Here is a 16,509-nt window from a genome sequence, read left to right as displayed (position 1 = left end):
TTCCCTCGTACTTCGTGACTCGACATCTCGAAGCATGGGGAACGGCCGCGTCGCATGCTCCCCGATCCCGGAGATCTCAGCAGGTCGAGTGACCCTCGAGGTTAAACAACAAGCTGAGAGCGGGTCGGGTGGGGCCTGATGTGCTGTCGGCGCTCGGTATGGCCGGGTTGTGGTGGCGGAGTGGGAAGTCGGGGCCGTCGGCCTTTTGGTGGTGCGGGGGTCAGGGGGCGATGGCTTCGAGGGTGGTGCGGAGGTGGGTGAGGACGGTGGGGAGGGTGGGGAGTGGGGGTGTGGCGAGGGCGAGGCGGAGGGCGTTGGGGTGGTGGGGGGTGGTGGCGAAGGCGTCGGCGGTGGAGATCAGGATGCCTTCGGCGGCCAGGGCGGCGGCTGCGTGGTCGGGGCGCTGGTGGGGTTCGAGGGTGAGCCAGAGGATGTAGGAGGTGGGGTGGGCGGTGGTGGTCAGGCCGGTCAGGGCGGTGCGGGCGATGGACTGGCGGGCGGCGGCGTCGGTGCGGCGTTCCTGTTCCAGCCGGGCGACCGTGCCGTCGGTGAGCCAGCCGGTGGCGAGGGCGGTGATCAGGCCGGGGGCGCCCCAGGCCGCCGCGCGCAGGCTGGTGGTGGCGGCCCGGAGCAGGTGGTCGGGCAGGACGGCGAAGCCGAACCGCAGGCCCGGTGCCACGCTCTTGGAGAGGCCGGCCAGGTAGCAGGTGCGTTCGGGGGCGAGGGCGTGCAGGGGCGGGGGCGGGGCGGCCTCCAGGAAGGCGTAGGTGCCGTCCTCGATGAGGGTGAGGCCGTGGTCGGCGGCGAGCCGGACGAGGCGTTCGCGCTGTGCCGGGGCGAGCACCCAGCCGAGCGGGTTGTGGACGGTCGGCTGGGTGTACACCGCCCGTACCGGCCGGGTGCGGCAGAGCCGGTCGAGTGCGTCGAGGTCCGGGCCGTCGGCGGTGACCGGGACGGGCGCCAGGTCCAGTCCGTGGGCGGCGGCGAGCAGTTTGATGCCCGGGTAGCCGAGCGCGTCCACGGCGAGGACGTCCCCGGGGCGGGTGAGCGTACGCAGGACGCAGTCCAGGGCCTGTTGCGCCCCGCTGGTGAGCAGGACGTTCTCGGGTGCGGTGTCGATCCCGCGGTCCAGCAGGTGGGTGGCCACCGCGGCCCGGTCGTGCCGGTGGCCGCCCGGCGGGTGCTGGCGCAGCAGGGCCTCGGCGTCGCCCGAGGAGGCGAGCGCGCGCAGGGCCTGCCGCAGCTGGTCGCCCTGCCCGGGGGAGAGCGGCTGGTTGAAGGAGAGGTCGGCCACCCGGGGCACCGGGAGCGCGCGGGAGGGTTCGAGGCCGTCGTAGCCGGAGCGCAGCCGGACGAAGGTGCCGCGGCCCTGCTCGCCCACCACCAGCCCGGCGGCGGCGAGTTCGGCGTACACCCGGGTGGCGGTAGCGAGGGCGATCCGCCGCTCGCGGGCGAGGGTGCGGTGGGTCGGCAGCCGGGTGCCGGCCGGGAGCGCGCCGGAGCGGATGGCGGTCGCGTACTCGTCGACGATGGCCTTGTAGGAGGGCGGTCGCACGGGTCACCTGCCCTTCCGGGGAGTGGACGGTCCGGGCACGGGCGTGCACAGGCGTGGACGGGTGCGTACCGGAGTGTATCCAGGACAATAAGTGGATTGTCCTGGGCCGGTGTTCCTAGCCTCGTCACATCCAGCAGCGAGGCCAGGAACGGAGCACGCGCCCATGACCATCCGCAGCGAGCGGGACCGGCACGTCGTCACCCTCACCATCGACCGGGAGAAGAAGCTCAACGCCCTCGACTACCCGACGATCGACGCGCTGCTCGCCGAGCTCGACCGGATCGACGCCGACGACACCGTCCGCGCCGTGATCCTCACCGGCGCCGGCGGGCGGGCGTTCAGCGCGGGTGCCGACATCCCGTCGCTGGCGGCCAGCATCGCGGGCGGGCCCGAGCGGGCGCTGCGCGAGTTCGTCCGGCGCGGGCACACCCTCACCCGGCGGATCGAGGAGTTCCCCAAGCCGGTCATCGTGGCCGTCAACGGCCTTGCCTTCGGCGGTGGTTGCGAGATCACCGAGGCCGCCCCGCTGGCCGTCGCGGCCGAGCACGCGACCTTCGCGAAGCCCGAGATCTCGCTCGGCTTCCCGCCGCCCTTCGGCGGCTCGCAGCGGCTGCCCCGGCACGTGGGCCGCAAGCGCGGCCTGGAGATGATCCTCACCGGTGACCCTGTCCCGGCCGCCCGCGCCGTCGAGATCGGCCTGGTCAACTCGGTCGTCCCGGCGGACGAACTGATGGACACCGCACGGGATCTGGCCGAGCGGATCATCCGGCACGCGCCGACCGCCGTGGCCGCCTGCCTGCGGGCGGTGACCCGGGGCATCAACCTGCCGATCGACGAGGGACTCGCGGTGGAAGCGGCGGCCTTCGCGGCGACCGTGCCGACGGACGGTGTACGGGACGGGATCCGGCGCTTCCTGGACCGCTCGTCCTCCGGTGGCAGCTCGTCCTCCGGTGCGGAATCCTGAGGCGGTACCGGAAAGTTGTTGTCGGCGGGCGACCGGGGGCTGATCATGGCGGGATGTCGGATCTACTCGCCCGTGTGACCGCCTTCCGCGCCGCCTTCGCCCGCCGCCAGGCGGCGGAGACCGTCGAACTGCCGGAGTTCCCCGGGGTGTTCGCCGTCCGGGACGCGGCGTTCGGTCAATCGGAGGAGCACAACCAGCTGATCGTCGAGGGTCCGGGCACCGACCCGGCGGTGCTGCCCGAGCTGGCCGCCCGGTGGCTGGGGCGCCGCCACCGCTACCGCGTCACGGTGCTGGACCCGGAGTCGGGCGAGCGGGCCGCCCCGGTGCTGGCGGCGGCGGGGTGGGAGCGGGAGGGCGTGGTGGTCCTGGCCCGGTCGACGCTCGGCTGCCGGCGGCCCGAACCGGCCGCACTCCCCGTCGAGTTGGCCGAGGTGCGGGCGGCGGTGCTGCGCCAGCAGCGGGAGTGGATCGAGGACGAGGAGCTCGCCCGGCAGCTCACCGACCGCCGTTCCGCCCGGCTGCGCGGTGCCGAGCGGGTGCACTTCCTGGCCGCTCGGACGCCGGCCGGCGAGGTCGCGGCCTGGAGCGACCTCTATCTCGAACCGGCCGTCGGGCTGGGCCAGTTGGAGGACCTGGTGACCGGTTCGCGGTACCGCGGTGCGGGGCACGGCGACACCCTGCTGGCGACCGGCCTGGCGCTGGCGGCCGAGGCCGGTGTCCCGCAGCTGTTCCTGCTCGCGGACGCGGTGGACTGGCCGCGTGAGTGGTACGGCCGCCGGGGTTTCGAGGAGATCGGGCGCGGTCACGCCTTCTACGGTCGGTGACGGTCGGGGCGCGGGGCGGTGGCACGGTCTGCTCCACCGGCCGGAGCTGCCAAGGCAGTTGCGCTGCGAGGCGGCGCACGCCGTGCGGGCGGGGGACCGCGTGCGCGGCCTGCTGGACGTCCTGCCGGAGGACTTCGCCCCGCTGCGGACAGCGAGCTCCGGGTAACGGGCGGGGGCGGGGCGCGACGGGGTCAGGCCGTCCCCGGATCGACGGCCGGCCGGGCTTCGCGGCCGCAGTGGGCGGCGACGGTGTCGGCGAAGGCGCGGGCGAGCGGGCCGAGGTTCTCCCAGTCCCGGACGGCCCACCCGGCGGTGAGGGCGGGCAGGTCGGGCAGCGGGAGCAGCCGCAGACCGGGGTGGCCGGGGCCCTGCCACTGGGGGAGGGCCGGGACGACGGCGTGGCCGAGGCCGAGTTCGGCGAGCAGGATCGCGGTGTCCCAGTCCGCGACGCTGGTGTCGAAGACCGGCCGGATGCCCGACTTCCCCAGCCAGGACTCGACCTGGGAGCGGGAGACGGAGTTCTGCGGGAGTCCGATCAGCCGGGCGTCCTGGAGGTCGGCGGGCGAGATCCTGGCCCGGGCGGCGAGCGGGTCGCCCGCCGTGACGGCGAGCACCCAGGGCAGGTCGACCACCGGCTGCTGGTCGATGCCCCGGGCCGGGGCGCCGAGGGTGATCCAGGCGAGGTCGACCCGGCCGGCGTTGAGCGACTCCAGGCAGCTGCGGCTGGAGACCTCGGTCTGGAACTCCAGGCTGACCCGGGGGAAGCGCCGCCGGAAGTCCACCACGGCCGCGGACATGAAGTGCCGGATGCTGGTGGCCCCGGTGGTGATCCGTACGGATCCGCCCTCGCCGCGCGAGAGTTCGGCGATCCGGTGCAGCGCGTGGTCGATGCCGCCGAGGCCGGTGGCGACCGCCGTGCGCAGCAGGCTGCCCGCCGCGGTGGGGACGACCCCGCGCGGGTGGCGCTCGATCAGGGCGAGGCCGACCTCCCGTTCGAGCCGCTTCACGTGCTGGCTGACGGCGGACTGGGTGCAGTTCAGCTCGCGGGCGACGGCGCTGAGCGAGCCGGCCCGGCAGACCGCGGCGAAGACGCGGAGGTCGTCAATGGTCACAGAGACCCAAGGTATCGCTTGGAGGGGTCCCAGTAAATCGGTGGATTGACTTGGGTGTTGCGCGGGATCGATCATCGGACCAGGGCCCAGGGCGGCAACCCGCCCGCGGCTCCCGTCGGCGTTCCGGACGCTGTGGCGGGAGCGGCGGGCGGGTGTCGACCCGCATCTGTTCGAGAGCAGTTCTCTACAAGAGCGGTGATGTACGACGGAGGGGCGGCGCGCCGATGCTCGGGGTGCGTCGTGCCGGGGGCGCTCGCCTCGGTATGGGCGGAGCGGGTGTCCGTACCGGGTGGAACGGATGACGGCCGGGTCATCCGATCGGATGACCCGGCCGTCGGCGTTCGGCGGGAGAGTGGAGAGCCGGTCAGTACGGCGCGGCCGTCACCAGGACACCGGGTAGCGGACCGGGTGCCCGCCGATCCGGCCGGGCAGCAGGCCGATCACGACCAGCAGCCCGGTGGCCAGGACGAGCAGCGGGAGGAAGGGCACGGGGTGCGGCGCCTGCAGGACCACGATCACGGCGGTGGCCGCGGCCGGGGAGTGCGAGAGGTGGGTGAGCATCATCGCGCCGAGCGAGAGCCCGGCGGCGACGGCCGCGCCCCAGGTGGTGCTGCCGGTGACGGCGAGGACGGCGAAGCCGATCAGGGCCGACATCAGGTGCCCGCCGACCAGGTTGCGCGGCTGCGAGATCGGCAGCCCGGGCGCGCCGTGCACCAGTGCGGCGCTGGCGGCCAGGGGCGGGATCAGCAGTGGCTGGTCGAGCAGTACCCCCACCCCGACCAGCAGGAGCAGGGCGCCGATGGCGAAGACGGTGGCCCGCAGGGCGTGCAGCGGGTGCCGTCCGGGCGTGGCGGCGGGCGGTGGTGTGGACATGCGTGAGCTACTCCGGACGAGGGACGGGGACCCGGAGATGATAAACAGACTGTTGAATGAAAGGTAGGACGTTTTGCCTGTCGGGCACATTCCGTCCAGGGGGCAGGACCACCTGGGGAACCAGAGCGAGCCGGGTATCCAGAGCGAGCCGCGGAACCAGAGCGAGAGAGAGCAGCCCATGACCACGCCTTCCGTCACCGTCTTCCGGGACGTCCGCCCGTACGGTGCCGACCGGGCCGTCGACCTGATCGTCGTGGACGGCCTGCTGGCCGAGCGGGTGCCGGCCGGGGCGGTGCCGGAGGTGGTCGAGGGCGGCGGCCGGATCGCCCTGCCCACCCTGGTGGACGCGCACATCCACCCGGACAAGACGGCCTGGGGTGAGCCCTGGTACAGCCGGCGCCCGGCCGGCTCGCTGCCCGAGTACGTGCAGGGCGACGTCGACCTCCACCGGCACCAGCGCACCCCGCTCGCCGAGCGTGCCCACCGGCTGCTGAGCCACGCCGTGACGCGCGGCACCCGCGCCGTGCGGGCCCACGTGGACGTGGCGCCCGCGTACGGGCTGGCCGGGGTGACCGGGCTCGCCGAGGCGCGCGAGCGGCTGGCCGGCGCGCTGGACGTCCAGCTGGTGGCCTTCCCGCAGCACGGGGTCCGGCGGACGCCCGGCGCGGGCGCGCTGCTCGCGGAGGCGGCGGCCAGCGGGTTGGTCGACGCCATCGGCGGGATCGACCCGGCGGGCTTCGACGCCGTCCCGGCCGAGGGCCCGGACGGCGAGGGGCCCGCCCAGCTGGAGCTGCTGTTCGGCCTGGCCGAACAGCACGGACTGCGCCTCGACATCCACCTGCACGACCGGGGCGAGCGCGGCCTCGGCCCGCTGCGCGAGATCGCCGCGCGGACCAGGGCGGCCGGACTGGCCGGGCGGGTGGTCGTCAGCCACGCCTTCTGTGTCCCGGAGCTGGCGGGCGCCCAGCTCGCCGACCTCGCCGCCGAGCTGGCCGAGTCCGGCGTCGGCCTCACCACCGTGGCGCCCTCGGCCCACCAGGTGCTGCCGTTCCGCGAGCTGCGGGCGCACGGGGTGCGGGTCGGGCTCGGCTCGGACGGCGTGCGCGACTCGTGGAGCCCGTACGGCAACGCCGACCCGCTGCACCGCGCCCACCTGCTCGGCTGGACCACCGACGCCCGCACCGACGAGCAGCTGGCCGACTGCTTCGCCCTGGCGGCCGACGGCGGCGCCGAACTGCTGGACCTGCCGGCCGTGACCCTGGAGCCGGGCTCGCCCGCCGACTTCATGCTGGTGACGGGCGAGTGCCTGCCGCAGGTGGTGATCGACCTGCCGGCGCGTGAGCTGGTGGTCCGCGCGGGCCGGGTGGTGGCGCGGGACGGGCGGTTCACGGGCTGACGGGCGTCCGGCGGCCGGCGAGGGCCTCCCCGTCGGTGGTGCGGTCGGCGGGCGCCTCCCCGTCGACCGTGCGGCCGTGCGTTGTGCGGCCCGTGCCGACGGAGAGGCGCTCCGGCGACGATGCTCAGAGGGTGCGGGCCGCGCTGGTCTCGTGGAGGTGGACCAGCGCGTCGTAGGCCGTGCCGATCGCGAGGCGCGGCAGCGGGTCGCTGCGGAACTCCGTCCCGGCGTCGTAGGTCGGGCGGGCGGTGTTCAGCCAGGACCGGGTGGCCGGCGGGGCGGAGCGCAGGTCGACGTAGTAGTCGCGGTAGCGGACCCGGTCGAGGGGGTACTCGTTCATGTCCGCGGTGGCCGGCGGGACGGTGACCGTCTTCCAGGCGGCGGCGAACGGGTCGTCCTTGGTGAGGAAGGAGCCGCGGTCGAAGGTGAAGCCGACGGCGAGGTAGTCCGCGCCGAGGGCGTCGCGCAGGTACGAGCCCTGGGTCTTGGGGTAGAGCTCGGGGTCGCTGCTCTGGTAGCCGACGTGGCCGTTGTGCGCGGACAGCAGCACCTTCCCGCCGGTGCGGCGCTGCCACCAGAGGGTGTTGTCGGTCATGGCGCGGTCGCGGAGGTTCTGCATCGCGGCCACCTCGCTGTTGTCCTCGAGGTTCATGGCGGTGAAGGTGAAGGTCTGGGCGATGCTCCGGGCGTTCTGCACCGCCCAGTCGTACGCCTCGCCGCCCTCGCCCCTGGCCGCAGTGACCAGCTCCAGGGTCTGCTGCGCCACGGCGGCGTTCTGCCGCCGCTCGGCGAGCGGGCGCGTGGTGATGTAGCCGATGGCGTCGTCGAACGGGCGCAGCCCGGCGTACAGCTGCTCCAGGCGCGGCAGCGACGCGGGGGCGGCCTCGCGGACGTAGGAGGTCACCCGGTCGAAGAGCTGGTCGCCGATGGCGGGGAAGTCCAGGTCGTCGCCGACGAAGTGGACCGGGTGCTGCGGGTGTTCGCGGTTGTGGTCGCGCATCCAGTCGATCAGGTCGGCGAACTCCTGGCGCTCCCACGGGGACTTGCCCATCGTCTCCTTGACCAGCTGCCGGGCGTCGCCGCCGGTGCGGCCCTGGACGTAGTCGTCGATCCGCAGACCGGAGGACCAACTCGTCTCCAGGGCGAAGGCGGTGAAGCCCTTCTCCTCGACCAGGTAGCGCAGGACCCGCTGCTTCATGGTGAAGAACTCGTGGGCGCCGTGCGTGGCCTCGCCGAGCCCCACCACCTTGGCGTCGCCGATCATCGCGCCGAGCGGACGCAGGTCGGTGCTCCGGCCCCCGGGGTCGGTGGACCGCAGCGGGTGGGCGAGGCCGTTCAGTTCGCGGACCACGGTGGATATCTGACTGTTCGTCACCTTGTCGGTGCCGGGCTGGTCCGCGTGTGCCGCCGGGGCGAGCAGGGCGGTGGTCGCGACGGCCGCCGTGGCGGCCAGCAGGGCGCGTCGACCGATGGGCTTGCCGTGCTTCTCGCTGCGTACGGTCACTTCGGGGGCTCCTCAAATTCGTCGAACCGTCAACCCGTCGGAACGGCCACGGTGGTTCGAGTGGTTCGCCGGCGAACGTGCCGGTCAATGAATAGTCGATCACCGGGGGGCTTCGGCGCGCTGAGGAGTGCCGCCGGATCGACCAGGGGGATAACCCCCGGGCGGCCCCGGCACACCCGTGCGCGGGGGTGTGCCGGGGCCGGTGCCGGGTGAGGGTTCAGAGCGTGGCGGAGCGGTGGGTCGGTCGGCCGTCCAGGACAGTCAACAGGACGGGGAGGTCCGCCAGTTCGGTCGCCGGGGTGGTGAGCGGGTCGGCGGCGAACACGGTGAGGTCCGCGCGGTGGCCGACGGTGATCCGGCCCGCCAGCTGCTCCTCGCCGGCCGCGTGGGCGGCGTTGGCGGTCATCGCCAGCAGGGCCTCCAGGGCAGTGAGCGCCTGGCCGGGGTTGTGCGGGGCCTGGCTCAGGTCGCGGGTGGGGCGGCGGTGGCGGGCGCCCGCCATGACGCCCAGCGGCGGGTAGGGGGCGATCGGCCAGTCCGAACCGAGGACGACCGTGGCGCCCGCGTCCCAGAGGTCCCGGCAGCGCCAGGCGCGGTCGGCCCGCTCCTCGCCGAGGCGGCGGGACCAGTTGTCGGTGTGGTCGGCCCGGGTGAAGTCGCAGCAGTGGGTGGGCTGCATGGAGGCGACCACGCCCAGCTCGGCGAAGCGCCGAACCACCGCGTCCGGAACGGTCTCGATGTGCTCGATCCGGTGGCGGACGGGGGATGCCCCGTGCGTCGTCCCCCCGTCCGCCGCCGCCCCGATCGAGTCCAGGGCGTGCCGTACGGCGGCGTCGCCGATCGCGTGGGTGGCGGTCGGCACCCCGGCCTGGTGCAGCTCCCGGACGACGCGGGTGTAGTGCGCCGGATCCGGCCAGAAGGCGTGGGTGGACTCGCCGTGGCAGTCCGGGTGCTCCAGCCAGGCCGTGCCGTTGTCGATCGTGCCGTCCATGAACAGCTTCACGCCGTCCACCCGCCAGAGCCGACCGCCCCGGCCCTGCTGCCCGATCAGCGCCCGCAGCCCGTCCGCGTCCACACCGGGCTGGCACCAGGGGGCGACGCGCAGCCGCAGCGGCAACTCGCCGGCCTCGTCCAGCTCGGTGTAGAGGTCGAGGCTGTCGCCGTTGGCGTCCATCGCGTGGCCGCCGGTGAGGCCGGCGGCGGCCATGGCGCGCAGCGCGGCGGCCAGGCGGTCGCGGCGCTCGGCGCGGGTGGGCTGCGGGGCGGCGCGCTCGACCAGCTCGCAGGCGGCGTCCTCCAGCAGCAGGCCGGTGGGGCGGCCCTCGGCGTCGCAGACCACCTCGGCAGCCTGGTCGAAGCGGCGCGGGCCGTCCACGCCGGCCAGCTCCAGGGCGCGCGGGCTGGCGAGCATGGAGTGGGCGTCGAAGAGCTGGAGCAGCGCCGGGACGCCGTCCAGGACGGGCGCGAGGGCGGCGGACTCCACCGGGCGGTCACCGAAGACGTTCGGGTCCAGGCCCCAGGCGTGCAGCCAGGCGCCGGGGGCGAGGCGTCCGGCCTCGGCGGCGAGGGCGGCGCGGACGCCGGCCAGGTCGGTGCAGCCGGAGAGGTCCAGGCCCTGGGTGAGCTCGGCGCCGGTGACCGGGTGCAGGTGGCCGTCCACCAGGCCGGGGGTGACCACGGCGCCCTTGAGGTCGATCACCGTGGTCGCGGGGTCGGCGAGTTCGCGGACGGTGCGGTCGTCGCCGAGGGCGGCGATCCGGCCGTCCACGACGGCGAGGGCGGTCTGCGGGAGGAAGCCGCCGGAGGCGGGGTCGAGCAGACGGGCGGAGAGGAGGACCAGGGAGGTGCGCACTTCGACTCCAGTGGTGCTTCGGGGTGGGGGGCGTGGTGTCGGCGGGGCTTGAGGGGATTGGGAGAGCTGGGGAGTTGGGGGGCTGGGGTGGCGGTCAGGGCTGCTCGGGGGCGGGGGTCTCGGGTGCGTCCGCCGGGTCCGCAGAGGCCAGTGCGCCGTCGGTCAGGCCCAGTTCGCGTTCGGCGGTGGCGGCGGCGAGCCGGGTGGCGGCGTACGGGTCTTTGCGCAGGCCGGTGTTGGCGTGGACGGCCAGGCCGTCGATCACGACGAGGATGTGGACGGCGGTCAACACCGGGTCGGTGGTGCGGAATTCGCCCTGCTCGACCCCGGCGGCGATGACGTCGCCGAGCCGGCCGCGCCAGTCCGCCTCCTGGTCGAGCACGCGGTCGCGCAGGACGGGGCGGTAGCGGCTGAGGTGGCGGGCGTTGAGCCAGAGCCGGCTCACGTCGTCGTAGGACGGGCCGGTGGTGCGGGCGAAGAAGCGGGCCAGGTGCCGCAACGGGGACCCGTCCCGCGGGTCGGCGGGCAGCAGCGCCTCCAGTTCGGCGGTCGCGGCGCTGCCGAAGGCCTCGGCGACGAGGTCCTCCACGGCGGGGAAGTAGTGGCTGATCAGGCCGGGGCGGACGTCCAGTTGGTCGGCGATCCGGCGCAGGGTGATGCACTCCAGGCCCTCGGTGAGGGCGACCTCGGCCGCGGCGCCGACGATCTCCGCCCGACGGTCCTCGGGGGACTTGCGAACCCTTTTGCGCTGAACGCTTGACGTCATGGGGCGGATGCTATTGAGTGTGCGACCAATAAGCAAGCAGGTGGGCACGACACCCCCACGGAGGGCCCCCGCATGACGTCCACGCTCCCGGACCACCCCCACACCTCGCCGGACCACCCGGACCACCCGGACCACCCGGACCACCCGGACCACCCGGACCACCCGGACCACCCGGACCACCCGGACCACTCGGCGCACCCCGCCGCCCCGCCCCAGCGGGAACCGGGCGGCCGGGTCGAGGTCCACGGCATCGACCACATCCCCGAGACCGAGCGGCGCGGTCGCGCCCGCGAACTCTTCCCCGTCTGGGCGGCCGCCAGCGTCAACTACCTCAACCTGGTGGTCGGCGGCGCCCTGGTCCTGAGCGGCCTCGGCCTCTGGCAGGCCTTCGCCGTGGTCGTCCTCGGCAATCTGTTCTGGCTGGGCACCGGCCTGCTCGCGGTCTCCGGACCGGCTGCCGGCGCGCCCAGCGAGGTGATCACCCGCGCCATGTACGGCATCCGGGGCAACCGGGTGAACAACGCGGTCACCGGCTGGATGATCTCCGTCTGCTACTTCGCGCTGAACCTCGCCGCGGCCGCCGTCGCCGCCTTCTCGCTAGCCGAGGAGGCGGGGATCACCCCGACCACTCCGATCAAGATCGCCATCGTGATCGTGATCGTCGTACTCACCCTCACCATCAGCGTCTACGGGCACGCCGTGATCGTCCGGCTCTACCTGCCGATCACCCTCGCCCTCACCGCCGCCTTCGCCGTGGTCGGCTACGCGATCGTCACCCACGCCGACCCCGGCTGGACCCAGCCCGAACCCCTCACCGGCGGCCGACTCTGGGCGGCCGTCCTGGCCGGCGTCACCCTGATCGCCTCCGGCCCGCTCTCCTACACCACCAGCGCGGACTTCTCCCGCTACCTGCCCGCGACCACCGCCCCGCGCGCCGTCCTCGGCTGGACCGCCCTCGGCGGCTTCCTGCCCAGCGTGGTGGTCGGCGGCCTCGGCGTGCTCGGCGCCACCGCCGTCGACATGACCGACCCGCAGGCCGCCCTCCGGCAGATCCTGCCCGGCTGGTTCAACCCGGTCTTCCTGCTCTCCCTGGTGGTCGGCACCATCGCGGTCAACGCCCTCACCGCCTACAGCGCGGGCCTCGCCCTCCAAGCCGTCGGCATCCGCATCCGCCGCACCCGCAGCGTGCTGCTCGACGGCGCGGTCGCCGTCTCGCTCACGCTGTACGCCCTCCTGGTCTCCAACTTCCTCGACACCGTCAGCAACGTGCTCCAGCTGACCGTCGTCCTCCTCGGCCCCAGCACCGCCGTCTACGCCACCGACATCCTGCTCCGCCGCAACCGCTACGACGGCCGCGCCCTCGGCGACGAACGCCCCGGCAGCCCCTTCTGGTACCGCGCCGGCGTCAACCCCGCCGGCGCCATCGCCCTCACGGGCGGCGTCACAGCCGCAGCCCTCGGCGTGGACACCCTCTACACCGGCCCACTGGCCGCCCTGGCCGGGGCGGACGTCGCGCTGCCGGCGGGCATGGCGGTGGCGGCGGTCCTGTACGCCGTGCTGATGCCTCGCCGGCGGGGGTGACGCCGGTCCGGCCGCGTGCGCGCCGCAGGGCGGGTGGGAGTGCTTCCACCGCCCGGGCGGCCGGGCTGGCCGGGTTGGTGGGTGACCTGCCCGTGGCGGCCAGCTGTGGGCCGGGCGGTTGGTCGTGGGTCGGGCAGCCGATTCGGTGCCTGTCGCTCGCGGCGAGTGAGGTTCGCGCTGGGGGCGTAGGCGGTTCTGTGGCTGGGCCGGGTGGGGGAGACCTCGCGCTTCCAGTAGGCGTGGTGGTGGCGGATCTGTACGCCGGGCCGCCGTTTCCGCGTCGGTTGGCCGACCGGCCAGGGTGGACCTCGCGCTGCGGGTGGGCATGGTGACGGCGGTGGTGGTTCAGCACGCCGTGCTGATGCGTCGTTGGTGGGTGTGACGCCGGTCGGGGCTGCTGGTCGTGGCCCGGCTGCGCTGCCACGGGGCGGGTTGGGTGGTGATTCCGCCGGCTCGGGGGCCGGGGCTGCCCTGTTTGCGGTCGGCCCTGAGCCGGGCGGTTGGGGGCAGTCGGTTCGGTGCTGTTGCTCGCGGCGAGTGAGGTTCGCACTGGGGCGTGGGTGGTTCTGTGGTCGCGCTGGTCGGGGCGGACGTTGCGCTGCCGGTGGGCGGGGTGGTGGCGGTCCTGGATGCGGTGCTGATGCGTCGTTGGCGGGGGTGACGCCAGTTGGGGCTGCTGGCCGTGGGTTGGCTGTCCCGCCGCCGGGCGGGTGGGAGTGGGGGTGCGGTGGTGTTTCCGCCGGCTCGCTGGCCAGGCTGGCCGGGTTGGTGGGTGACCTGACCGTGGTGGCTGGCCCTGGGCCGAGCGGTTGGTCGTGGGTCGGACAGTCGGTTCGGCGCTTGTCGCTGGCGGCGAGTGAGGTCTGCGCTGGGGCGTGGGTGGTTCTGTGGCTGGGCCGGGCGGCGGGGGGGGGGGGGGGGGGACCTGGTGCTGCCGGTGGGCACGGTGGCGGCGGCGGGTCGTACGCGGGGCCGCCGTTTTGCGCGACGACCGACCGGCCGGGGGTCCGGCGTCTCCGGGACGGGGCCCGGGGCTGGGCGGCCCGGCTGAGGAGCCGCCAGGAACGCAGGCTCGTCCAGGACAGGCGTGTTGGGGTGGGCTGCCCTGGTCAGGAGGTCTGCTGTGGGCGCCTCGGCACGCCAGTGGGGAAGAGCTGGGTGTGTGTGGCTGGGGTGAGTTCCGGGGTCTTGGGGGAGGGGTCCTGGGCGGGCGGGTCGAGTGTGGGGCCGTCTGGAACAGGCGTGTTGGGATGGGCTGACCGGGCAGGTGGCCCCTGTGCGGACGGCCCGGGCGTGTGAGGTCTGGGGAGGTTGCCGATGGTGGGTGGCCCGGAGTGGGCGCTTCGTGACGGTGACTGCGGTGGGTGTTCCGGAGCTGACACCACTGGGGTATACGGCCACGCGGTCGGGGGCGGTGGCTCGCAGTGGGCTGCTCGGTGGTGGTGGTTCGGAGTGAGCGGCGCGTGGTAGGCGGCGGGTTCCGGGTGGGGATTGCTCCGGTGTGGCCGGTTCGGGGGAGTGAGTGGGACCGGGCGGCCAAAGAAAAAGGCGAGGAGAGTGAATCCCCTTGCCACTTTCAAGCTATACCGTGCCCCGGGGCTTGCGGCAAGGCCCCCGGCATGGCGCAGAATCCCGGCCGTAAGGCCATGACCTGCGGAAACGGGAGTCGTGAAATGCGTGTGTTGATGACGACCTGGGGGTCGCGCGGGGATGTCGAGCCGCTGGCGGGGCTGGCGGTGGCGCTGCGGGGGTTCGGTGCGGAGGTGCGGGTGTGCGCGCCGCCGGACGAGGAGTTCGCGGCGGTGCTGGGGCGGGCGGGGGTGCCGCTGGTGCCGCTCGGTCCGTCGGTGCGGTCGGTGGTGGCCGGCCCGAAGCCGCCGACGGCGGAGGACGCGTTCCGGCTCGCCCGTGAGCTGGTCGCCGTGCGGTTCGAGACGCTGACCGCCGCGGCCGAGGGCTGTGACCTGGTGCTGGCGACCGGCCTGATGCCGGCCGGTGCGCGGGACGTCGCCGAGAAGCTCGGCCTGCCCTACGTGTTGGCCTGCTTCCACATCCTCGGACTGCCCTCGCGGCACTCCCGGCCCGGCCGGCGGCCGGGCACGCCGTCCCCGGACGACGAGACCGACTACCGGAAGCTCTGGGAGCAGGACGCCCAGCGGGTGAACGCGCTGTACGGGGACGCGCTCAACAGCCACCGGGCGGCGATCGGCCTGCCGCCGGTGGAGAACGTCCGCGACCACGTCCTCACCGGACGGCCGTGGCTGGCGGCGGACCCGACGCTGTGCCCGTCGGAGGGCAGGACGGAACTCGACGTGGTGCAGACCGGCGCGTGGATCCTGCCCGACGACCGGCCGCTCCCGGCCGACCTGGAGGCGTTCCTGGCCGCCGGTGAACCGCCCGTGTACGTCGGCTTCGGCAGCATGGCCGCGCACGCCCCGGAGGACATCGCGAGGGTGGCCGTCGAAGCGGGCCGCGCGCACGGACGCCGGGTGCTCCTGGCCCACGGCTGGGCCGGGCTCGCCGCGGTCGACGAGCACGAGGACTGCCACGTCGTCGGCGAGGTGAACCAGCAGGCCATGTTCCGCCGGGTGGCCGCCGTCGTCCACCACGGTGGTGCGGGCACCACGACGACCGCGGCCATGGCGGGCGTGCCCCAGGTGGTCGTGCCCCGGATCGCCGACCAGCCGTACTGGGCCGGCCGGGTGGCCGAGTTGGGCATCGGCGCGGCCCATCTCGACCGCACGCCGACCGTCGACTCGCTCTCCGCCGCGCTCGCCACGGCCCTGGCGCCCGAGACCCGGGTACGGGCGGAGGCCGTGGCCGGCGGCATCCGCACCGACGGGGCGACGGTGGCCGCGAAGCTGCTGTTCGAGGCGGTGGGCAAGAAGGTACCGGCCGTGTCCCGGTGAGTGGCGGGGGAGGGGCGTATGCCGCCTTTTCCGGGTGAACGGCGAAGGGCACCAGGTGAGTTCGGCTCCGGTTCGGTCTCCTTCCAATCGATCAGGGGTGGTTGGCGATCCGGGCGCGGCTGGTTCGGGCGGCGATCCGGCGACCGGCGGCCGGGTGTCGGCCGGGTCGGTTAGGGTGCCCACGGGCGCGCCCGGTCACCGCAGGCCGCGCGCGAGGGGAGGGCGGCATGACCGACGGCACGCACGGGGGAGTGGGGCAGGACGGCGACGGTATCCAGTGGCTCCTGGAGATCGGTCGGCCGAGCACCGGCCGACCGGGCACCAGCCGGTCGTCAATGGGTGGGCCCGGCACGGACGGTGAGGTCGGCGGCGTCGTCTTCGCCCGGGGGATCACGCCCGCGGAGCTCGCCCACCGGATGGGTGCCGACCCGGCCACCGCGACCGAGCCGATCAGTGACACCGAGATCCGGGACCTGGACATCGACGTCTACCGCCCCGGCGACGACGGCGACGGCGTGATCCGGGTCGGCGCGTGCGCCGGCTGGTCGTTCGCGATCGAGTACGGCGACTCCACCGGCGGTGAGCTGCTCACCGAGATAGCGCGCGACGGAGCCGAGGTGGTGCACTTCCGTCCGATGCCGGAGCGGCGGCCGGCCCTGCTGGACTACGCCCGGGACGGTGCCGTGCTGTGCGGCTTCGGCCTCGGCGAGGAGCGCTGGCGCTGGGGCCAGGAGCCGGACCTGCTGGTGCCGGACCTCGTCGCCGCCGGAGTCCTGGAGGCCGACGGCGTGACCTCCTGCGACCCCGGGCGGGAGCCCGACGGGGCCGCCCGCCGCCGCACCCTCGGCGCCGTCGAGCGGCGCTTCGGACTGAGCCTGCCCCGGGACGCCTTCGGCGGGCTGCGCCTGCCGGCGTACGCGGTGCGGGGAACCCCGGGCATGGCGTTGTACTGAGGCGGTGCGCCGGCGAAACAGCAGGAAGAGGAAGAGGAAGGGCAGGAACGGGAGCAGCGGGAACGGGAACAGCGGGGACAGGGACGACAGAGTCAGGGCGGTCACGGGAGGCTCCTTCCCGGGCCCCATCGGCAGGGCCCCGATGGCCGTCATCCTTGCGTGCCGCCGGTCCGTCGCACATGTGCCGATCGGGAGGTTCCTGCTGCGCCGTTCCTGTCTC

The 16,509-nt window shown here is 74.3% G+C and carries 12 protein-coding genes; 6 read left to right on the top strand and 6 right to left on the bottom strand.

The genetic code is table 11. The features are described 5' to 3' along the window. Positions 1–220: 220 nt before the first annotated feature. Positions 221–1,555, bottom strand: coding sequence for a PLP-dependent aminotransferase family protein (locus ACFY4B_RS34730; protein ID WP_380781338.1), 1,335 nt, complete (start codon positions 1,553–1,555; stop codon positions 221–223). 163 nt (positions 1,556–1,718) lie between these two features. Between ACFY4B_RS34730 and ACFY4B_RS34725 the strand changes: the two genes are divergently transcribed. After that, the gene (locus ACFY4B_RS34725) at positions 1,719–2,519 is read left to right on the top strand and encodes a crotonase/enoyl-CoA hydratase family protein (RefSeq protein WP_387974597.1); all 801 of its coding nucleotides are present in this window, start codon (positions 1,719–1,721) and stop codon (positions 2,517–2,519) included. 53 nt (positions 2,520–2,572) lie between these two features. Further along, complete coding sequence (locus ACFY4B_RS34720) at positions 2,573–3,343, top strand: GNAT family N-acetyltransferase (RefSeq protein WP_387974594.1); 771 nt, start codon at positions 2,573–2,575, stop codon at positions 3,341–3,343. 191 nt (positions 3,344–3,534) lie between these two features. Here ACFY4B_RS34720 and ACFY4B_RS34715 read toward each other — a convergent pair whose 3' ends face one another. Continuing rightward, positions 3,535–4,455: a LysR family transcriptional regulator gene (locus ACFY4B_RS34715; RefSeq protein ID WP_387974591.1), complete on the bottom strand. Its 921-nt coding sequence runs from the start codon at positions 4,453–4,455 to the stop codon at positions 3,535–3,537. A gap of 381 nt (positions 4,456–4,836) precedes the next feature. Beyond that, positions 4,837–5,328 (bottom strand): HPP family protein, encoded by a 492-nt coding sequence (locus ACFY4B_RS34710; RefSeq protein WP_049651645.1) that lies wholly within the window; start codon positions 5,326–5,328, stop codon positions 4,837–4,839. Between the two features lie 178 nt (positions 5,329–5,506). Here ACFY4B_RS34710 and ACFY4B_RS34705 point away from each other — a divergent pair, with 178 nt between their 5' ends. Then, positions 5,507–6,724, top strand: coding sequence for an amidohydrolase (locus ACFY4B_RS34705; protein ID WP_387974588.1), 1,218 nt, complete (start codon positions 5,507–5,509; stop codon positions 6,722–6,724). Between the two features lie 124 nt (positions 6,725–6,848). On the opposite strand, the gene ACFY4B_RS34700 is transcribed toward ACFY4B_RS34705, so the two are convergent. From ACFY4B_RS34700 to ACFY4B_RS34690, 3 genes are all read right to left on the bottom strand, one after another. Then, positions 6,849–8,228: an erythromycin esterase family protein gene (locus ACFY4B_RS34700; RefSeq protein ID WP_387974585.1), complete on the bottom strand. Its 1,380-nt coding sequence runs from the start codon at positions 8,226–8,228 to the stop codon at positions 6,849–6,851. Between the two features lie 217 nt (positions 8,229–8,445). Further along, positions 8,446–10,080 carry an amidohydrolase gene (locus ACFY4B_RS34695; RefSeq protein WP_387974582.1) on the bottom strand — a complete coding sequence of 545 codons (1,635 nt, stop codon included), beginning with the start codon at positions 10,078–10,080 and terminating at the stop codon, positions 8,446–8,448. 94 nt (positions 10,081–10,174) lie between these two features. Continuing rightward, positions 10,175–10,846 carry a TetR/AcrR family transcriptional regulator gene (locus ACFY4B_RS34690; protein ID WP_387974579.1) on the bottom strand — a complete coding sequence of 224 codons (672 nt, stop codon included), beginning with the start codon at positions 10,844–10,846 and terminating at the stop codon, positions 10,175–10,177. A 72-nt stretch (positions 10,847–10,918) separates the two neighbouring features. Here ACFY4B_RS34690 and ACFY4B_RS34685 point away from each other — a divergent pair, with 72 nt between their 5' ends. The 3 genes from ACFY4B_RS34685 (at position 10,919) to ACFY4B_RS34675 (ending at position 16,289) form a co-directional block, all read left to right on the top strand. Next, complete coding sequence (locus ACFY4B_RS34685) at positions 10,919–12,427, top strand: purine-cytosine permease family protein (RefSeq protein ID WP_387974576.1); 1,509 nt, start codon at positions 10,919–10,921, stop codon at positions 12,425–12,427. A gap of 1,673 nt (positions 12,428–14,100) precedes the next feature. After that, a complete protein-coding gene (locus ACFY4B_RS34680; protein ID WP_387974574.1) occupies positions 14,101–15,336 on the top strand; it encodes a glycosyltransferase in 1,236 nt (411 codons plus the stop codon). A gap of 227 nt (positions 15,337–15,563) precedes the next feature. After that, entirely contained in the window at positions 15,564–16,289 is a 726-nt protein-coding gene (locus ACFY4B_RS34675; protein WP_375875288.1) for a DUF6461 domain-containing protein, read from the top strand. Positions 16,290–16,509: the final 220 nt, after the last annotated feature.

It is taken from the genome of Kitasatospora sp. NPDC001261 (genome assembly GCF_042896795.1).
GTDB lineage: Bacteria > Actinomycetota > Actinomycetes > Streptomycetales > Streptomycetaceae > Kitasatospora.
This window is presented reverse-complemented; position numbering and strand designations above follow the sequence as displayed.